The following is a 16,680-nucleotide window of genomic DNA, read 5'->3' as shown; positions in this document are numbered from 1 at the left end:
ATTTTCCTTGAAATCAATTTCTTTCGGAAAAATTAACATTGGTTTGTTTGTGCCATTCAAACGTGAAGATGGACTTCATGAAATTCGAAGTGTTTTTGTTCCTATTAGTTTGGGAGATCCGATGGATGTGGAAATCATTTCCCTTCCTAGCGGGTCAAACCCAGAGATCCACCTATCTTCCGAAAACCACCTCCAAGGATACCGCCACGCGAAGTTCGAAGAAGTTTCAGAAAGGGGAGATTTTTCGAGAAACATTCTCTACAAGGCCTTTCAAAAGTTAGTCACTTACCTTTCGCAACCAGTTTCCGTCTCCATCCACTTACAAAAGTATCTACCTCCAGAAGGGGGAATTGGTGGAGGGAGTAGCAATGCCGGATTTTTATTAAAAGAACTCTTCCCTTTGACAAAACTTTCCAAAGATGAGCAGATTTCCCTGGCAAAGTCCATCGGAGCCGACGTCCCTTTTTTCCTACAATCCTCTGCATGTTTTGTGAGTGGGATCGGAGAGGTGTTAGAACCTATATCAGTAGCCAAAGGGACCGGGATTTTGGCCATCCCTCCCTTCGGACTTTCTACTGCATCTATGTACGCAGGCCTTCAAAAAAGTTTACAAAAACCCTATGGTTCCCAAGTATGGAAATCTCTGGCAGAGGATTTAATTCGAAGTCTTCAAGTCGGGGATTGGGCATACCTGCAAAACAGGCTTGAGAACGAGTTTGAAAAAATCGCTTTTCAGACCCAACCCTTACTAAAGGAATTGAGATTAGGGTTTTTTGAGTCGGGAGCAGTCTATGCTTCTTTATCGGGTTCGGGTTCTTGCTATTATGGCATTTATCCTTCAGGTAGGGAAAGAGACGAAGCCCTTCGCAATGTCTCCAATCGATTTCCCGATATGGAATTTCGAACGTTCTCTTTTTAGAAACTGGCCTGTAGCCAAGCGGTAAGGCAGCGGTTTTTGGTATCGCCATTCCCTAGGTTCGAATCCTAGCAGGCCAGCCAGTTTTAAAAGATCCGATAGAACGAACGATGAACCTACATAATACTGTAACTGCTGTTATTTTGGCGGCGGGGAAAGGAACTCGAATGAAGAGTGAACTTCCCAAGGTTGCGGTTGTACTGAACGAATCTCCACTTTTACTCCACGTTCTTCGTAATATCGAATCCGCCGGCATCGAGCGAAAAGTCGTCGTTGTTGGTTACCGCAAAGATATCGTTACCGATATCGCAAAATCATTTTCCGGTGTGGAATTTGCAGGACAAACGGAACAATTGGGAACAGGGCACGCTGTCCTTTCTGCTGAGTCACATCTTGTTCCTTATTCTGGTTATACGATCGTTGCTTGCGGAGATGCACCATTAATTTCTGCAAAATCATTTTCTGAACTCATTGAACTTCATAAATCGAATGGTTATTCTGCGACAGTTCTATCTGCAAAGATGGAAAACCCAACAGGTTACGGTCGAATCATTCGTTCTGCTGATGACGGAAGTCTTTTGCGGATTGTAGAAGAAAAAGACGCAAGTCCCGAAGAGAAAGTTGTAAGCGAAGTGAACACGGGGACGTATTGTTTCAACACTGATGATTTGTTTACTGCATTGAAACAAATCGGTAATGACAATGCTCAAAAAGAATATTATCTCACAGACGTGATTAAAATTTTTAGATCGTTGGGAAAAAAAGTCGGAGCAAAAACTTTGGCAAATGCTTTAGAAAGCCATGGAATTAATTCTCCTGATGATTTGGCTCTCGCAAAACAATATATAGATAAAGGGTTGGTTGGAGTATGAATCCCAGTGAAGTAGTTGTATTTTCTGGAAATGCAAATAGGCCTCTTGCCGAAGAAATTTGTAAACACCTGGGCATTCCAAATGGCCAAATCTCCGTAAAGAGATTTTCCGATGGAGAAAGTTCTGTAAAAATCGAAGAAAACGTTCGTGGCCGTGATGTGTTTGTGGTTCAGTCCATAAGCTATCCTGCTAACGACAGTTTGATGGAACTTTTACTCATAATTGATGCTGCAAGAAGAGCGTCTGCTCGCCGTATCACTGCAGTCATTCCTTATTATGGATATGGCCGCCAAGACAGAAAAGTAGAACCACGGGTTCCTATCTCTGCTCGTATGGTAGCCGATTTGATTGAAACTGTTGGTCCAGATCGTGTTCTCACTATGGACTTACACGCTGACCAAATCCAAGGATTCTTTCGCATTCCTGTGGATCATTTGTATTTTTCACCAGTCCTTGCTGAGTACATCAACTCACTTAACATGGAAGATCTCGTGATTGTTTCCCCAGATTCTGGTGGAGCAGAAAGAGCTCGTAATTTTGGTAAAAAAGTAAACGGATCACTTGCCATCATTGACAAACGTAGACCAAAAGCTAACGAGTCTGTGGTGATGCATGTGATTGGTGAAATCAAAGATAAAAACTGTTTATTACTCGATGATATGATTGATACTGGTGGAACCATTGCTAAAGCAGCAATGGCATTGTATCAAAATGGAGCAAAATCGGTATTATGTTGTGCATCTCATGGAGTTCTCTCTGGAGAAGCACCTGCCAAATTGAATGAAGGAAACTTCAAACAAATTGTGCTCTCAAATTCTATCAGCATTCCGGAGACCAAAAAAATAAATCACTTGAAAACGCTCTCCATCGCCCCACTCTTTGCTAAAGCCATCGAGCGGATTCATAACGAAGAATCAATCTCTAGTCTGTTTTCATAACTTTAAGGAACATAATCATGGAAAAAATCAGTATCAAAGCACAAACAAGAACTTCTAAAGGAAAAGGTCCTGCAAGAAGAATGCGTGTGGAAGGTTTAGTACCGGCGAACATCATCGGAAACGGTGAAGCAAGATCGGCAAGTGTTGTCGAAAAAGAAATCCAAAGACTCATCGACTCCGGAATCCGTAAGGCAACTCTCATCGACCTCGAACTCGATGGTAAAACAGAAAGAGTTTTCGTAAAAGAAATCCAAAGATTTCCACACACAGGTCAAATCCGTCATATCGACTTCTTTAAAGTAACTCCAGGTAAAAAGATTCTTACAACAGTAGCTATTAAAACTTCGGGTGTTGCCAAAGGTTCTAAAGCTGGTGGACAGTTCGAACATTTAGTTCACGAAATTAAAGTAAAATCAACTCCTGAAGATTTAACTGATGTGATCACGATTGATGTAAGTGGTTTGGATGTTGGAATGATGATTAAAGTTTCCGAACTTCCTCACCCAGCTTCTTGGGAAATTCTTGTGAATGGTGACCCGATTGTTGCTTCTTGTAACAAAACAAAAGCAATCTTAGCTGCAGAACGCGCTGAAAAAGCAGAAGCAGATAACAAAGGCAAACCAGCAGCGAAAAAAGCTGGAAAAAAATAAGATCTACTTTTAGGAACCAATGAAGTTAATTGTAGGGCTGGGAAATCCCGGCGATAAATATAACAACAATCGATCTAACATTGGTTTCAAGATTCTCGATGTCATTGCCAATAACATTGGCATCGAAATCAAAACAAAGAAAAAGAAATCTCTCATCGGTCGTGGCGACTTTGAAGGGGATGAAGTGGTTTTACTCAAACCACAAACCTTTAGCGATCTCTCCGGTGAGTCTGTTCTCTACATAGCCTCCTTTTTAAAAATCCAGGTAAAAGATATCGTTGTCATCCATGAGGACGTCGGGTTAGAACTCGGCCAAATTGTGGTCACCAAAGGTGGAGAAAATGACGTCAACCCTGGGGTCAACTCGGTTTCTGTCTCATTACGATCCCCTAATTTTATCCGAATTCGGATCGGCGTTCTTAATTCGAGCTTCAATCCTAAAAAAAGAGAAGAATTTTTACGTGAAGATTTTGAGCCATTAGAGAACTTGAGTTTGATACAGATCATCAATGACGCCGAAGCAGCGATTCGTTCCATATCCATGGGGGATATTGACGAAGTGATTCAGAAATATCACCTTTGATTTCAGTCTAATCATCGAGAAGTCTTTACATGAATAAAAACATCAAAACCGTATTTCTATTTCTACTCGTATTCCTTGTCATTTTGGCAACGGTTTATAAAGGTCAGGACTTCGCCGGTAAACCCGACGAAATCAGCTACTCCGATTTTTTAAATATGGTGGAACCCATCGAAGGGAAAAAGCCGATTGGGAAAATTACCTCCAAAGATGGAAAGGAATCTTCCGCAAAACAACAAATCATTATTGATCGCGAACTCATTGAAGGTTGGTACATCCCTGAAAATAGTAAGGATAACAAACCAAAACTTTTCAAAACCAATGTAGCGCAAGTGAACGATGATTTGGTGACAAAACTTCGTAAATCACGCCTTAGTTTTACCGCGAAATCCACAGAAGAAAATAAATTTTGGAGTGTTGTTTCTGGCATCATTCCTTGGTTATTTGCTCTTGGAATCATTTGGTTCATCATGATGCGCCAACTCCAAGCATCGGGTAACAAAGCATTTACCTTTGGTAAATCTCGTGCCAAGATGAATGTGGATCCAAAAGTCAAAGTAACATTTAACGATGTTGCTGGATGTGAAGAAGCAAAAGTTGAGTTACTCGAAATCATTGAATTTTTAAAAGATCCAAAAAAATTCCAAGCCATTGGTGCAAGGATTCCTAAAGGAGTTCTTCTTGTCGGTCCTCCAGGAACAGGTAAAACCTTACTTGCGAAAGCTGTTGCTGGTGAGGCCGGTGTTCCCTTCTTCTCTATTTCAGGATCAGACTTTGTCGAAATGTTTGTGGGTGTAGGGGCTTCTCGAGTTCGTGATCTATTTGACCAAGGAAAAAAGAATGCCCCTTGTATCATCTTCATTGATGAGATTGATGCTGTGGGTCGCCTTCGTGGGGCAGGTCTCGGTGGTGGTCATGATGAAAGAGAACAAACCCTCAATCAGATGTTAGTCGAGATGGACGGATTTGAAATGAACGAAGGTGTGATTGTCATGGCGGCCACAAACCGTGCCGATGTCCTTGATCCAGCCCTCCTTCGTCCAGGTCGTTTTGACAGACAAGTGATTGTAGACCTTCCTGACCTAAAAGGTCGTGAAGAGATTTTGGCTGTTCACGCAAAAAAAGTACCTTTAGTTTCTGATATTTCCCTGAACTCCATTGCTCGTGGAACGCCTGGATTTACAGGAGCGGATCTTGCTAACCTCATCAACGAAGCAGCTCTCCTTGCCGCACGTCGTAACAAAAAACGTGTGACTCAAGAAGAATTGGAAGAAGCTCGTGATAAGGTGATGATGGGACCAGAACGTAAGTCTATGTTTATCTCTGACAAAGAGAAAGAAATGACAGCTTACCATGAAGCAGGACATGCACTCCTTGGCACCTTACTGCCGTATACTGAACCAGTTCATAAAGTAACCATCATCCCACGTGGACGTGCCCTTGGCCTTACCCAATCTCTTCCTGTGGAAGACAGACATTCCTATCGTAAAAACTATTGTTTGGATCGAATTGTGATGTCTATGGGTGGATACATTGCCGAAGAACTGATCTTTGGTGATCCTTCTAATGGATCTTCTAACGACATCCAACAAGCAACAAACATTGCTCGTCGTATGGTTTGTGAATGGGGTATGTCTGAAAAACTCGGAACCATCCATTACGGTTCTGGAGAAACTTCTCCATTTATGGGAAGGGACTACGGACATACAAGCAAACCTTACTCTGAAGAATTTGCAGCAATGATTGACCAAGAAGTCAAACGCATCATCCAAACTTGTCTCGACAAAGGTCGTGATTTGGTGAAAAAGAACCAAAAGAAATTGGATGCGATTGCCAAAGCTCTTCTTGCTAAAGAAACCATTGATGCACAGGAACTAACTGACATTGTCCAACCTTCTTTTGATAAATTCTCTGATTCCAAATCAGGAATAGGATCTAAAAAAGGAAAAGGCGCTTCGGCAACAAAACCTGCCTACTCTGCATAAGAATTTTCAATGAAGTATTGGCTCTTTAAAACAGAACCAGATGTATTTTCCATCGACAACCTAATAAGAGAAAAACTCTCTTATTGGGAAGGTGTTAGAAATTACCAAGCACGTAATTATCTTCGCGACGAAGTGAAGTTAGGTGACTTGGTTTTATTTTACCATAGTAGGCTCGATCCACCGGGGATTGTAGGGATTGCAGAAGTGGCAAAGGAAGCAACCCCCGACCCTTACCAATTTGATCCAAACCATAAATACTTTGATCCGAAATTAAAAGGAACTGAGCCCAGATGGTATGGAGTCCACTTAAAACCTCATACAAAATTTAATGAATTAATTCCTTTGGATACACTTCGTAACACGAAGGGACTCGAAAAAATGGTGGTGACTCAAAAAGGATCACGACTATCGATCCAACCTGTGACAAAGAAAGAATTTGATATCGTTGTCAAAATGGCATCGAAGTAAAAACAAACAGGTTCAATTTATTTCATAAATTATTTCACGCAATTTTTCTATGGTAATGGGTTTGATGATGTAATTACCTCTTAAATTATATTTTTCTGCTCTTTTAAAATCATCTTCGCTCGAAGAACTAGTAACAATATAAATGGTAATCTTTTGAATTAATGGGATAGAGGTAAATTCATCCAAAAATTGCCAACCATCCCAAACTGGCATATTCAAATCTAATAATATAAGTTCCGGTAAACTTTCTTTTAAAGATATACGAGAAGAAAGCATTTCGTAGGCTTCTTTTCCGTTTTTACAAACCAAGGTATGATTGACGAGTCCAGAAAGTGAAATGACTTGTTTTGTCAAAAATAAATGGATTGGATCGTCTTCCACAACGCAGGCTAAATTAATTTTGTTCATATGGCAAAAATACAGTGAATTTTGTACCAATTCCTACTGTACTTTCAACCTCTATTTTTCCTCCCATCGTTTCTATTTGATTTTTTGAAATAAATAATCCAACACCTCGGGCTTCTTTATTTTCATGAAATGTTTTGTACATTCCAAATAATTTATCACCGTGTTTCTTTAGATCAATTCCCTGCCCATTGTCCTCAAATTGTAATGCTAAATATTTTTCGATGAATACACCGGAAATGATTAAAAAACTAATTCGATCGTTCGATTTGTACTTTATGGCATTGGTTATCAAATTTAGCACAATGCTATCTAAATAAGCAGGAATTCCACGGACTAGTAATTGATCGGGTAAATTGACTTCAATGATTAACTTCGAATCTAAAATTTGTAAGGCCAAACTTTCAATATTCTTTTGAACCATCTTTCCAATATCAACGAATTCATAATTTTCTTGGGCTAAATTTACCTTTATCACTGCGGTAAGATCTTCGATGGTACGTTTTAAGTTTTCAGTAGCTCCAAACAACAACTGCATCATTTCGTTTTGAAAATAATCTGGATAAGAATTTTGTAATATCTCCATCATCCCACTAATTCCAAAACTATGAGAGCGTAAGTTATGTGAGACAATATTTGTAAAATTTTTCAATCGATGGTTTTGTTCATTAGTGATGTCTAATAATGATTGAATTTCGGCTTCGGCTTTTTTTAGTTCGGAAATATCAACAGCAACACCCAAGTAACCAGATATTTTATCTTTCTGTTTTACAGCAGTCACTGAGAGAAGGACCGCGAATGTGGATTCATCTTTTCTTTTGTATGTCCACTCTAAGGTATTTGGTTTTTCTATTTTTGCATTATAAGTAAGTATTTCAAATCCTTTAAAACTTTGATTGTGTTCTTGTGAAAGTAATTTGGCCCGTTCTTCCATTTCATTCTCAATATGAAAAATCTCTGGAGTAAACTTTCCAATCAATTCTTCAGAAGTGTAACACAACATCTTCTCTGCACCATGATTGAATTCGGTAATTATTCCTTCAGTATCAGTACTGATGATAGATACCAATGTACTTGAATCCAAAATCGCTTGGTTTTTTGCTAATGCTAATTTTAACTCTTTTTCAATTAACTTTTGTTCTGTGATATCAATAATTTGAGAAATAAAATAAAGAACTTTTCCCTCTTCATTTTTTACCATAGAAACAGCTAAGATTGCATATACGATATCACCATTTTTTCTAAAATAACGTTTCTCCATTTGGTAAAACTTTCTTTTTTCTGCGACAAGTTCTTCCAAATAGGTTAAATCTGCATTTAAATCTTCGGGATGTGTAATATCTTGAAACGTTAGGTTAATAAATTCTAACTCAGAATAACCTAAAATATCACAAACCCTTTTATTGACCTTTAGCCATTTGCCCTGTTCGTCCAACAATGCCATACCAATGGCTGCATTGTCAAAATTTTCCCGAAACGCATCTTCGCTAACACGAAGTGCCTTTTCCATCTTTTTCATTTCATTGATAGAATGTTCCGTACCAAATACAGATATAGGATTTCCATCACCTGAATGTCCAAATAAAATTAATTCATTTGATTGTAATAAATTAGTTTCATTTTTATTTTTTAGTAATATTGAAGTTCTATTTGTTAACTCTCGGAGAAGTTCTATTTGTTTTGTGTCGATTTGTTTTGGCCTATCGTCAATGGCAGAAATAAAACCAAACAATGATCCATCCTCATGAAAGAATGGGATTCCGATAAAAAACGCTAAGGCAAATTCAGATTTGAATGAGGGGAATTTTTTTATATTTGGTATTTGAGAGTTATCATCTAAAACAACAATGTCTTTTGCAGATTCAATTACTCGTGAAGCTAAAGTAACCAAATCCAAAGTTTGGTCTTCTGGGATTCCGTAACCCACATAGAAATTGATCTCTTTTTTCTCAAATGAAGCAATCAGCGAATATTTAGATTCGAATACTTGAGCAACAAGTTTGGTCAAAAAATCAAATTCACTTAAATCCAAAAAGAAATCTTCCTTATTGTGAACCCACAGGATTGTAGGTTCATTTTCTTTATTCTACCGGATGTCTTTTTTTTGTAAGTTAAGTTTTTTCGTTCGATTGAGGAAAGTGTATCCTAAGGTTTTGCTGTAAATACTTGAACTGCCTTTACTTTATCGATATCAAAAAACTTTTTGTCTTTGTAAAAGGAAGTCCCAGCACCCATATAAGTAAATTCTGGATTAAGGATATTTTTCCTATGGCCAGGTGAATTAAACCAAATTTCTACAACAGCTTTTGCTAAACTCAAATAGGTATGATTCGGAATTGGTGTTCCCGCTTTTGTATAACTAAAAAAAGGTCCACCATTTTGTGCAGGCGTAAATACAGCTCGCCCACCTTGGTATTGGATGCCAAATGCATTGATGATATTTTCGGCGGAATAAGTATCCACAATTCCTACCAAGTCTAAACGATCACGAAGAGTTTCCTTTCCGTTTACAGTACTTGTATGAGAATAAAAATCATAAGTGACCATATCCTGTGCATGTCCAAAGGCAGCTTGTTCACACCTTTCTGAATATTTAAATGGGCGAAGGCCAAGGGATTTTCTTTCTTTGGAAGTAACATAAAAAATTGCAGCATTTAACAATGGATAATCGACTTTTGCAAAGTCGATACTTGCGTTTGCAGGAGCATAAGATGGAAAAGTGTCTTCTGTGAAAACATCATATTGTTCCACTTTCCACTTATCAGATTCTGGCAATTCTCTACCATCTTCAATACTTTCCAAAAGTGCTAAATTGGGATCTTGTGTTTCGACTACTTTTTCCACTGGTTCAGGCTTTTTCACTTCAACAACTGGTGCTTTTTTAACTTCTGGAGTTTTACATTCGAAAACAAAATTACTCAATATAAATAGACAAACAAGGATTGAAATTTGTCTTGTAGAAAGGTTTGGTTTTGGCTGAAAGTTCATATGTTCTCCTATAAGTAACGATTGTAATCTTGAACCACGTTGTGAATGAGATTCTTTTCTTTATTAAAGTAAATGGTTTTCGCTTCTTTGATTCCAGTTTCCCAAATAAACATAAAAGGAATTCCAAACAAAGTGGAATGTTTTTGACGATATTTTTCGCGACCGATCAGTTTATCATTTAAATAAAAATCGGCATGAAGGACCCTTTCTTTGGAATATATCGAAGGTAAGAGTCCGACAGTACCTAACATAAACAAGGTGGAAATTGATGAAACCCAAAAATGTTCATACTCATTTACTTCGCTTGTATACAAATCAATATGATGGTTTGCCCTGCCCCCGTCCGATAAAACTCGACCAAAGTAACCTGTTTCCATTAGGTATTTTGTGTAAATTGCTGTAATTTCTCGTTTGGTTTTATCGTTTTCAGGAGTGGAAACTTTGATGGTTAAAATTGCTATTTGTTGTTTGAAGTCCGGCCTAACGATGATAGGAACATCTTCACTCATGTAATTGTAACAGGAGGAAAGAAATAATGGGACAAAAAATGTGAATAAAATCAGAGATCGAAACTTTCGCATAATTCGAAAGTAGAGTAATGGAAGTTGAGGAGAGGAAAAGTCTTTTTTTTAAAACTTAGAAAAATCGACAATCCCCAATATATGCAAAATGAACCCACCAATCGTCACAAATAAGGTCCAAGCAATGATGGAAATGATCCCTCCCACCTTTAACATCTCCAAACTTCTGATTCCACCATAACTAAAGGCCAAAGCATTTGGTGGAGTGGATACTGGAAGTGGCATAGCAAGTGAGGCACCTATGGTAGCCCCAATGGCTGCAGGTAAAATAAGATGAGTGGGAAGTCCCATTGTGATAGGTAAAATCAGATTGGCTACACTTGTGTTACTTAAAAAACAGGAAAGCCCAAGGGAAAGGAAGGAAAAAAATAAAAACAAACCAAATTGACCTGAATCACCTAACATAAACAATTCGACAAAATGTTTTGCAAGCCCAGTTTCTTCAAAAGCCTTTCCAAGGGCAATTCCACCACCCATCAAAATTAAAACATCCCAAGATAGGTTACGAAATTCTTTTAAGTCCAATAGTCGAAATCCAAAAAAGACAATCACAGGAAATAAAGCCACCGTCCCGTTTGAAATTCCGTGCCAATCGGAAGTGATCCAACCCAAAATCGTAATTGAAATAATCCCCAAAGCAATCGAACGATCACGTTTAGAAAGTGAATGGTCCACCTCCGAAACTTGAATCGAACCAACAGAATTTCCTGATTTATCTTTTTTTAAGTACACAATGTACAAAAGAAGAGCAAGTGCCAAAACGGAAAGAATGAAAACGGGAAAGGCAAAACCCATCCAATTCAAAAATCCGATTTCCAATCCTCTTTCCTGTAGATAACCAATTCCTATTACATTGGGAAGTGTTCCTACCGGCGTTCCGATTCCACCCAAATTGGCAGAAAATGGTACCATAAAAAGAAGTGATTTTCGTAGAGGATTGTTCTCTTCTAATGATTTCATCATAGAAGAAACGAGCCCAAGCATCATTGCTGCTGTAGCTGTATTGTTCATAAAACAAGATAAAAAAGCAGTGGCAAAACCTAAGGAGAGAACCAGTAAAAAAGCTGAACCTTTGGTTTTTTGGATCACAAACCGAGCAATAGTTGAATCTAAACCATAAGATGTGATTGCCGAAGAAATCACAAATCCGCCTAAGAAGAGTAAAATGGTCTCAGAAAAATAACAAGACAGAAAAGTAATCGTTTTTGGAGCACCAGGTCCCCATGTTGGAAGTAACCAAACCAATTCTAAAAATAAAACTAAAAAACCCGTGACATAGAGTGGAAAAAGTTCTGTCACCCAAAGAAAAGAAACTAGGAGAGCGATGGCCAAGTTGACCTCTTGCGGTTTTGTGAGACCGAGCCAATTCTGGTACCAGCCAAATAAGGCAGGAATCATGGATAGACTTGAAAATACAATACCAGCTCGAATCATTGTGACTTGACGATTTACACTCTCCTGATACTTTTTCGATAGACTCGAATCGTTTCAAGCAAACAAATAAAGTGAGATTTCCACCGATTCGTATTGTTAATTTTTTATGCAAATAGCTTATTACGACTTAAAACAAGCAGTTCTGGGAAGTGGCCCAATGGGTATCATCATCGCTTCCGTACTGGCTCAAAAATTTGATCCCATCACTCTCTGGATTCCCGACAAAGAATTAGTAGAGGTTCTGAAAAAACGCCGCCAAACAGAGATTATGGGAAAAACAATTGATCTCCCTGATCATATCGATATCGTTTCCAGTTTGGATTCTTTTGGACGAGATGATTGGGTTTTTCATGTGGCAGTACCTTCTCGATCTTTTTTGGACAGTGTCCATGCACTTTTGGAAGTTTTAGAACCAACCAATAGTTATGTTTTTTCTTTTTTAACCAAAGGAATTTTGGATTCTAAAAACAGAAAAAAAACAGGATTCATTACCTATTCGCAATACTTACAAAATTATTTAAAAGAAAGAAATTTTTCAAATTCATCTGTTGCTGTAGTCAATGGCCCGTCCCTACTTGGGGAAATTTTAGATGAAAAATTTAGTTTTTTTAATATTGGATCTTATGAAAAAGAAACTTCTGAGTTTCTTTCCGAAGTTCTTACATCTAATTTTATCAATACTTCTGTTACCGATGATGTTGTGGGAATGGAAATTGTTGGTGTAGCAAAAAATCCAATGGCCATTGCTAGTGGGATTGTATCATTACTTCCTCGGTATGGTGCAAACTTACTTGGAGAAATTTTATCTGTAGGATTTCAAGAAGTAAGAGATCTTGCGATGCGTTATGGTGCAAGACCCGATACAGTCATGGGAAGATCTGGCCTTGCTGATTTTATCACAACTGCAACTAGTAATAAAAGTAGAAATCGTGGTTTTGGACAAAAAATTGTCGGCGAACTTTTGTCAGGTGGAGAGAAACTTAGTATCAAAGATCGAATTGAGATTTTTTTTGCACCAAGGTCTTTTATTGAAAGAGAATCTACAAAGTGGCATGATAACGTAGAGGGAACATATGCTCTCAGTATTCTTATTGAACTAGCCAATGAAATTCGTTTACCTTTTACGTTACACAGAACTTTATTTGACGTCCTCACAAGAAAACAACCACCAGATGCGTTAATTGATTTGATATGTGGTAAAAAAACAGAATCAAAAAATATTCCGCTCGTTGTTCAAAAGAAAGTGGGACTCAACTTAACATCGGGAATCGATTTTCAGAATTTACTAGTGGATCGGATACTTAAACACATTAGCAATGTACCCGGAACAGTAACTCGTGTAAAAAAACAATCATCTGCCGTCATTGAATCCACCCAAAAAAGACTTACCAAAGCCACGCGTAAAAAACAAAAGTTGGATGAAGTTAAGTTTGAATCAGAACTTGAAATTTGGCAAAGATTCCAAAACTGCCAAAAAGACGAAGAGAACACACTTGTTAAAGAACTGGTTCGATTTTATGTAACAGAAATTGCGGACAACTATAGTCCCACCGTAAGGGAGTCTGTCCTTAGGTTTGTGGCTCCCATTCGACTTTTTTCTGGCGGTTTTCTGAAAGGTTCAATGATCCCACATGTTGGTGGGAAAACAGAAGTGGTAAAGGCGCTCTCTTCTAAATACAATTTACTTTATGCTCCGACACATAGATCCCACTTAGATTCAGTAGAAGTTGCTTATTCTTTATTTCATTTAGGTCTACCTGTTCCTCGTTATGCGGCAGGGATTAATTTAATGTCGAATCCTTTTTGGGAATGGATGTTAAAGTCACTTGGTGCTTATGCAGTGGACCGCGAACGAACACGTAACAGTTTGTACTTAGAATGTTTGACTTTGTATTCACAAGTGATGTTAGAACAAGGAATTCCTTCCCTTGTTTATCCAGAAGGTACTCGCTCGAGGACCGGAGGAATTGTTCCAGTCAAAACGGGGCTACTCACAACTGCGGTGAATGCATTCCGAAGTTCAGGAACAGAGATTGTGATTGTTCCGATTTCTGTATCTTACGAAACCGTTCCAGAAGACAACCAGTTCTGCAATATGCCAGAAGAGTTGGGAATGGCAGGGTTTCTTGCAAAACGTTCCAATGTGTATGTAGAGTTTTGTGATCCAATTCCTATCTCTGAATATGCACATACGGAAGATCCAACATTGGAACTTAGTTACCGTATCACCAAAGGTTGGAAACAATACCATAAAATTTTACCAAATCAGATTGTTGCTAAAATATTGGCCGAAAACGATTTCTCTGTCGAAGTATCGCAGAGTACTATGTTAGTGGAAGATTTTATTTCCCGACATGATGGAAACTATTTAATCAAAGATCCGGAAGAAGTATGGGAAAAGGGTAAAAAGATTTTGGAAAAACGGAAGATGATAGAAGAATCCAATCGAGTGGTTCATTCCAAAAATGATGCTTTACTTCTGTATTATGCAACCATGATTCCAGAAGACGAAGATAAAAAGTATTAAAACATTCGCTAGGTTAAAGTATGCGAAAAATAGAATCTTTATCCATTCTGAACGGGGAGTTTTCCCCGTTTGCGAATATAAACTGTCTTTTCTAGTTTTGCTATGACTTCACCTGCTTCGTTTTTCACATCAGTCGTAAAAAGATAATCCCCTTTTTTCTTCACTTCGATTTCGTCTTTGATCCTTCGGATCTCTGAATCCGGAATTCGAAATTCTGCTATTACCTTTCCCATTCCCGGTTTGACAAAAATCATGTTACCTGCTTTGTCCCAAACAATATAATCAGAACCTAATCTTTCCAAAAGAATTAACATAAAAAATGGATCACACATAGAATATAGAGATCCACCAAAATGAACTCCCACATAATTTCTGTTATAAAATCGTAATTTCATTTCGGAACGGAAATACGAAAAGTCTGGTGCAATTTCTTTGATTCGGATCCCAGCACCTACATAAGGTGGATAAAAGTTATATAACCAAATTTTGAATCTTTTTTTCCAAGATGTAAATTTCTTCAAAGGTTTGGTTCCTTTCTTTTTTGTTTAGAATTGATTAGATATACTGCAAGGATTGCTAAGGCTCCCCCAATGATGACTGGAATTTGTATCACTTCATTCAAGATCAAAAAACTGCTCAAATAAGCAGAGAGAGGGACAATAAAAATAAAACTACTGGCGATTTCCGATCCAAGCCTTGTTGCCGCATAAAAATAAACAGTGGTTCCGAAGGTAGTTGAGATTACAGTTAAATAAAAGATGGAAGCCCAGAAGGAAAAACCCATATCCCAAACTTTCCAAAAACTCGGATCATTGAAACAAAATAGAAGTTCAATGACAGAACCCACAGCATATACATAAAAACTATAAGTTACTGGTGACATTGACTTTCCAGTGGATTGGCTATTGAGGGAAAGGATGGCCCAAACAAAAGAACATAACAAAAAGAATAGATTCCCAGATAACAATAAATAATCGACACTAATCTTCCATACTTGCAGAATCACAAGCCCACCAATAAAACCGAAAAACAATCCAATCACTTGGCGTTTGGAAATTCGTTTTTTTTGTACAAGCACTACAATAAAAAAAGTAACAATGGGATTGAGTGTGGTGACAAGAACTCCGCCAGCTCCCGGAAGGCCATTTTTTAAACCCATAAAAAAGAACTGGTTGTAAAAAGTATAAATGATTCCTCCTACAAGAACGTTCCAATAGTCTTTTCCTGTTTTGAGTAAAAAGGGAATCCGCATCACAATGAGTAAAGGAATCACAGAAAGAAAGGTTGCTAAAAATCTCCAAAACACCAATACGGAAATAGGAACTGTTCCTGCGATCATTTTACCGATGGGCCAAGAGATTCCCCATGAGACCATTGCCAATACAAGTAAGAGTAAAAATTTTAGGTTCAAATATAGTTTCCTTTCAACAAAAAGTTGAGAACGTATGTGGTGCCAAAGGAAATAGGAATTCCAATTCCCAACATAAGGCTTGCTAAATGGGGAGAAATGTTTTTTTCAATTGTGATGACTGTGGAAGTGACCATAGGTGCCATTGCCGATTCCAAAACAATGGTTTGGAAAAGTAATGTATCTTCTTTTAACGGAGAATACATCCAATATACTAAGATTGGTGCTAGGATCAGTTTAAACCCAAGTCCTAAAACCAACACCTTTCCATGCCCTGCAATGGTTCGCATATCCAACATATATCCTACTGATACTAAGGCAAGAGGGGTAAGAGTATCTCCTAAACGAATTAAAACGATCTTAAGTGCTTCAGGATAAGAAAATTGTCTCGTGAGAATAGCAACAAACAAAGCGTAGATGGGAGCAAATCCCATTACTCGCTTCACAAGTGTGGAAATATCCCATTTTCCATCCATAGCAATTGATGCCAAAATGATACCTGGAAAACTAAGAACCATAAAGGTTCCGAGTTGGTCTGCCAAAATTCCATACCCCAAAGACTCTTTGCCTAAATAAGTTTCTAGTAATGGAAAACCCACAAAGGAGGTATTTCCAAGTCCGGCAGTTAATACCAGACAGACAGCAGTGTGAAATTTCAAAAATTTTAGTTTGTACAAACCAAGAAAAAATACAGTTGCGATCCCAAAGACCACCCAAGGCATAGAAGAAGGTAAAAGTGAGGTTGCATCCACTTTTAATTCATGGACATGATACAAAACAAGAGAAGGCAAAGAAATAAAAAGGATAAATCCATTCAACACTTTAGGAGTGGTTTCTGGAAACTGAGGAAGTCTCCGAAAAAACAACCCCAGTCCAAAACAAATTCCTAGTAGTAAAAAATTTTCCATACTGATTAGAAAGAAAGGAA

The 16,680-nt window shown here is 38.0% G+C and carries 16 protein-coding genes and 1 tRNA gene; 9 read left to right on the top strand and 8 right to left on the bottom strand.

Annotated features, from left to right (window positions below; all coding sequences use genetic code 11):
* Positions 1-7: 7 nt before the first annotated feature.
* From CH364_RS00145 to CH364_RS00110, 8 genes are all read left to right on the top strand, one after another.
* Positions 8-919, top strand: a complete 912-nt coding sequence (locus CH364_RS00145) for a 4-(cytidine 5'-diphospho)-2-C-methyl-D-erythritol kinase (protein WP_100741625.1) — start codon at positions 8-10, stop codon at positions 917-919.
* Between the two features lie 4 nt (positions 920-923).
* Positions 924-999: transfer RNA gene (locus CH364_RS00140), tRNA-Gln, on the top strand.
* A gap of 27 nt (positions 1,000-1,026) precedes the next feature.
* Positions 1,027-1,788, top strand: coding sequence for a sugar phosphate nucleotidyltransferase (locus CH364_RS00135; protein ID WP_100787832.1), 762 nt, complete (start codon positions 1,027-1,029; stop codon positions 1,786-1,788).
* Positions 1,785-2,726, top strand: a complete 942-nt coding sequence (locus CH364_RS00130) for a ribose-phosphate pyrophosphokinase (protein WP_100741623.1) — start codon at positions 1,785-1,787, stop codon at positions 2,724-2,726. Before CH364_RS00135 ends, CH364_RS00130 begins: the two co-directional genes overlap by 4 nt.
* Positions 2,727-2,743: 17 nt before the next feature.
* Positions 2,744-3,376 (top strand): 50S ribosomal protein L25/general stress protein Ctc, encoded by a 633-nt coding sequence (locus tag CH364_RS00125; protein WP_100741622.1) that lies wholly within the window; start codon positions 2,744-2,746, stop codon positions 3,374-3,376.
* A 19-nt stretch (positions 3,377-3,395) separates the two neighbouring features.
* Positions 3,396-3,959 carry an aminoacyl-tRNA hydrolase gene (gene pth / locus CH364_RS00120; protein ID WP_004786830.1) on the top strand — a complete coding sequence of 188 codons (564 nt, stop codon included), beginning with the start codon at positions 3,396-3,398 and terminating at the stop codon, positions 3,957-3,959.
* A gap of 29 nt (positions 3,960-3,988) precedes the next feature.
* Positions 3,989-5,941, top strand: coding sequence for an ATP-dependent zinc metalloprotease FtsH (gene ftsH, locus CH364_RS00115; RefSeq protein ID WP_100741621.1), 1,953 nt, complete (start codon positions 3,989-3,991; stop codon positions 5,939-5,941).
* Positions 5,942-5,950: 9 nt separating this feature from the next.
* Positions 5,951-6,409 carry an EVE domain-containing protein gene (locus tag CH364_RS00110; RefSeq protein ID WP_100741620.1) on the top strand — a complete coding sequence of 153 codons (459 nt, stop codon included), beginning with the start codon at positions 5,951-5,953 and terminating at the stop codon, positions 6,407-6,409.
* A gap of 12 nt (positions 6,410-6,421) precedes the next feature.
* Here the strand turns inward: CH364_RS00110 and CH364_RS00105 are convergent, their stop codons facing one another.
* From CH364_RS00105 to CH364_RS00085, 5 genes are all read right to left on the bottom strand, one after another.
* The gene (locus CH364_RS00105) at positions 6,422-6,817 is read right to left on the bottom strand and encodes a response regulator (protein ID WP_100741619.1); all 396 of its coding nucleotides are present in this window, start codon (positions 6,815-6,817) and stop codon (positions 6,422-6,424) included.
* Positions 6,804-8,846, bottom strand: a complete 2,043-nt coding sequence (locus tag CH364_RS00100; RefSeq protein WP_100741618.1) for a PAS domain S-box protein — start codon at positions 8,844-8,846, stop codon at positions 6,804-6,806. The genes CH364_RS00105 and CH364_RS00100 overlap by 14 nt, the downstream gene beginning before the upstream one ends.
* 113 nt (positions 8,847-8,959) lie before the next feature.
* A complete protein-coding gene (locus CH364_RS00095; RefSeq protein WP_100741617.1) occupies positions 8,960-9,802 on the bottom strand; it encodes a CAP domain-containing protein in 843 nt (280 codons plus the stop codon).
* 8 nt (positions 9,803-9,810) lie between these two features.
* Positions 9,811-10,383: a hypothetical protein gene (locus CH364_RS00090; protein WP_207762193.1), complete on the bottom strand. Its 573-nt coding sequence runs from the start codon at positions 10,381-10,383 to the stop codon at positions 9,811-9,813.
* A 48-nt stretch (positions 10,384-10,431) separates the two neighbouring features.
* On the bottom strand, positions 10,432-11,817 hold the full coding sequence (locus CH364_RS00085) for an SLC13 family permease (protein WP_100741616.1): 1,386 nt from the start codon (positions 11,815-11,817) through the stop codon (positions 10,432-10,434).
* 106 nt (positions 11,818-11,923) lie between these two features.
* On the opposite strand from CH364_RS00085, the gene CH364_RS00080 reads away from it, so the two are divergent.
* Positions 11,924-14,344: a 1-acyl-sn-glycerol-3-phosphate acyltransferase gene (locus tag CH364_RS00080; RefSeq protein ID WP_100741615.1), complete on the top strand. Its 2,421-nt coding sequence runs from the start codon at positions 11,924-11,926 to the stop codon at positions 14,342-14,344.
* Positions 14,345-14,382: 38 nt separating this feature from the next.
* Here CH364_RS00080 and CH364_RS00075 read toward each other — a convergent pair whose 3' ends face one another.
* Genes CH364_RS00075 through CH364_RS00065 form a run of 3 tightly spaced genes read right to left on the bottom strand, consistent with a single transcriptional unit; the run spans position 14,383 to position 16,618 of the window.
* Positions 14,383-14,865, bottom strand: a complete 483-nt coding sequence (locus tag CH364_RS00075; RefSeq protein WP_100741614.1) for a DUF4442 domain-containing protein — start codon at positions 14,863-14,865, stop codon at positions 14,383-14,385.
* Positions 14,862-15,755 (bottom strand): DMT family transporter, encoded by an 894-nt coding sequence (locus CH364_RS00070; RefSeq protein ID WP_100741613.1) that lies wholly within the window; start codon positions 15,753-15,755, stop codon positions 14,862-14,864. Before CH364_RS00070 ends, CH364_RS00075 begins: the two co-directional genes overlap by 4 nt.
* Positions 15,752-16,618: an AEC family transporter gene (locus CH364_RS00065; protein WP_244280374.1), complete on the bottom strand. Its 867-nt coding sequence runs from the start codon at positions 16,616-16,618 to the stop codon at positions 15,752-15,754. The genes CH364_RS00070 and CH364_RS00065 overlap by 4 nt, the downstream gene beginning before the upstream one ends.
* Positions 16,619-16,680: the final 62 nt, after the last annotated feature.

It is taken from the genome of Leptospira harrisiae (genome assembly GCF_002811945.1).
Classification (GTDB): Bacteria; Spirochaetota; Leptospiria; order Leptospirales; family Leptospiraceae; genus Leptospira_A; species Leptospira_A harrisiae.
This window is presented reverse-complemented; position numbering and strand designations above follow the sequence as displayed.